This is a genomic window from uncultured Sphingomonas sp. (genome assembly GCF_964250165.1).
Classification (GTDB): domain Bacteria; phylum Pseudomonadota; class Alphaproteobacteria; order Sphingomonadales; family Sphingomonadaceae; genus Sphingomonas.
In genome coordinates this window covers 1-2661 of sequence record NZ_CAXUEK010000146.1, presented here as the reverse complement: position 1 = coordinate 2661, position 2661 = coordinate 1, and the positions used below count along the sequence as shown (strand labels likewise).

4 protein-coding genes are annotated in these 2661 nt (G+C 71.4%); 1 reads left to right on the top strand and 3 read right to left on the bottom strand.

Features of this window, described 5'->3' with window-relative positions:
• The 3 genes from ACFE64_RS15580 to ACFE64_RS15570 all read right to left on the bottom strand — a co-directional run.
• Positions 1-298 (bottom strand): FAD-dependent monooxygenase (locus tag ACFE64_RS15580; protein WP_375393365.1); only part of this gene is annotated, 298 nt, incomplete at its 3' end.
• A 4-nt stretch (positions 299-302) separates the two neighbouring features.
• Positions 303-1133 (bottom strand): fumarylacetoacetate hydrolase family protein, encoded by an 831-nt coding sequence (locus ACFE64_RS15575; RefSeq protein WP_375393366.1) that lies wholly within the window; start codon positions 1131-1133, stop codon positions 303-305.
• Positions 1134-1187: 54 nt separating this feature from the next.
• The gene (locus tag ACFE64_RS15570; protein ID WP_375393364.1) at positions 1188-1949 is read right to left on the bottom strand and encodes an IclR family transcriptional regulator; all 762 of its coding nucleotides are present in this window, start codon (positions 1947-1949) and stop codon (positions 1188-1190) included.
• A gap of 128 nt (positions 1950-2077) precedes the next feature.
• Between ACFE64_RS15570 and ACFE64_RS15565 the strand changes: the two genes are divergently transcribed.
• A partial coding sequence (locus ACFE64_RS15565; protein ID WP_375393363.1) for a VOC family protein occupies positions 2078-2661 on the top strand: 584 nt, incomplete at its 3' end.

Genomic DNA, 2661 nt, shown 5'->3' with positions numbered 1-2661 from the left:
AGGCGTTGCGGCGCGGGTGGCCATAGGGCTGCGCGGCCGGCTTCACCGTCAGGAATACGCGCCCGCGCGGCGAGCGATAGTCGGAGCCGTAGCCGGCGACGATGCTCGGCGCGACCGTGTCGAGCAGTCCCATCGCCTGCACGGTGCGCAGTGTCTCGTCGTCGATCGAAACCGCGCGCGGCTCGCCGACGGTCGCGTCGTTCGCCTCGACCAGCAGCGTCGCGACCCCGGCCGCGCCGAGCAGGTTGGCGAGCGTCAGCCCGGTCGGCCCGGCGCCGACGATGACGACGTCGGTCATCGCGTCAGGCCGCCCGCGCGACCCCGTTCTCCAGCGTGCCGATGCCGTCGATCTCGACCTCGACCCGATCGCCGACGCGCAGGAACACCGGCGGCTCCCGCTTCGCGCCGACCCCGCCGGGCGTGCCCGAGACGATCACGTCGCCGGGCGCCAGCGGCGTGAAGGTTGAGCAATAGGCGATCAGCCGCGGAACGGAGAAGATCATGTCGGCGAGCAGCGCATCCTGCATCACTTCGCCGTTCAGCCGCGTCTGCAGCCGCTGGGGCCCGAGCGGACCCAGCTCGTCCGGGGTCACCAGCCACGGCCCGAAGGCGCCCGTCTGCGGCCAGTTCTTGCCCGGGGTGAATTGGATCGTGTGGTTCTGCCAGTCGCGCACCGAGCCGTCATTGTAGCAGCTGTAGCCCGCGACGTGCTCCAGCGCGCGTTCCTCCGGGATCGCGCGTCCGGGGCGGCCGATCACCACCGCCAGCTCGCCCTCATAGTCCAGCCGGTCAGACTCGGCGGGCATCAGGATCGGCGCGTGGTGCGCGGTCTGCGAATCGGCGAAGCGGGTGAAGATCGTGGGATGCGCCACCACGGCGCGCCCGGTTTCCTTGCGGTGATCCTCGTAGTTGAGCCCGACGCACAGGATCTTGCCGGGATGGGGGATCAGCGTGCCCCATTCGATCGCATCGATGGCCACCGTCGGCGCTTCGATCGCACCCGCTTCGGCCAGTGCATCGGCGGCGATCGCATCGCTCAGCGTCGGCCAGCGGTCATGAAGCAGCGTGACGTGGCGATCGCGCACCGCGCCCCAGCTCGCCCGGCCGTCTGTCGTAAAGCTCGCAAAGCGCATCATCTATTCCCATCCTGTGAGAAACCTAAGCCGACGGATGGGGGACGGCAAGGGTTAACGGCGACGTTCCGCGATGCGCCCGAGGCCTCGCTCCACCGCGCGGGCGGCGTCCACCACCTCGCTCAGCAGGCGCCGCGCCGCTGCTTCGGTCAACGCCGAGCGTGGTCCGGCCACGGTGACGGAGCCGAGCACGCCGGCAGCGACCACCGCCGCCGACACGCCGCGCATGCCGGCGTCGACCTCTCCGCTCGAAATGCACCCGCCCGCGTCCCGCTGGACGCGCAAGGCGGCGCGGACCGGCTCCCAGTCGTCGCCGAGCCCCGCCTTCGCGAAGCTTGCGGGCTCGCGTCGGTACAGCGCGCGCAACCGTCGCGGATCGAGGTGCGACAGGATGACACGGGAAGCCGACCCGGCGAACAGCGGCATCGGGCGACCGCGTTCGTAGCCGAGCGCGAACGGCGGGTCGGCGATCGCCACCTGGGCGACGCAGATCACCTGATCCCCGAACAGCCGGCACAGGAACGCCACCGATCGCCCGGGCAGCAGCCGCGCGAGGCGGTCGAGCTCGCTGCCCGCCGCGAGTACCAGCGGATCGGTCCGCCGGAGCTGCCGGTCGTAGCGGATCACCGTCGGCCCGAGCCCGTGCCGCCCGCTGCCCAGCGCGGTCAGCAGCCCGATGCGGCTCAGGCTGTTGAAGTAGCGATAGACGGTGCTGGTCGCGATGCCCAGCGCAGCCGCCGCCTCCTCGACCGCCCAGTCGGGCCGGTCCAGCGTGAACAGGTCGAGGATCGCCAGCAGCCGATCGGACGTGGACAACGCGGCAGCCTCCTTCCTGACCCGGAACGTCGTGTCATGCCCGTCTGCCCCGGGCAAGGAAGCGGTTTGCGGGCGCACGCTATGGGTGTATTCTCGCGAAACGAGAATGCAGTCTTCGGAGATGCCCAATGTCGATCCTTCGCCATGCCGCGCTCGATGCCTCGCTGCGCGAGCTTTCCCTGTGCTCGCCCGACCCGGCGGCGCTGGCGGACTATTATGCGCGGGCGCTCGGCTACCGCTTCGCCGATGACGGTCGCGGGTTGCTCGGCGTCGCCGCGGACCGACGGCTGCGGATCGTGCCGGGCCCGGCGCGGACACTGGATTATGCCGGCTATGCGCTGGCCGATGCCGCCGAAGCGGACGCGCTGCGCGCGCGGCTGGACGCCGCGGGCGTGCCGCTGCACGAGGCGCCGTGGCCGGGATATGCGGGCGAGGCGATCCGCTTCGGCGATCCCGACGGCAACGGCTTCGTGATGGGCGTGGCCGAGCCTGCGCCGCCCGCGCCGGAGGGGACGACGGCGGCGCGCGCCGCGCGGCTCCAGCATGTCGTCTTCGCCACCACCGACATCGACCGGCTGCTCGCCTTCCACCTCCACGTCACCGGCTTCGCGCTGTCGGACCGGGTCAGCGACGAGCATGGCGTGCTGCGGACCGCGTTCCTGCGCTGCAGCCACGAGCATCACAGCCTGGCGATGTTCCAGACCGCCGAGGC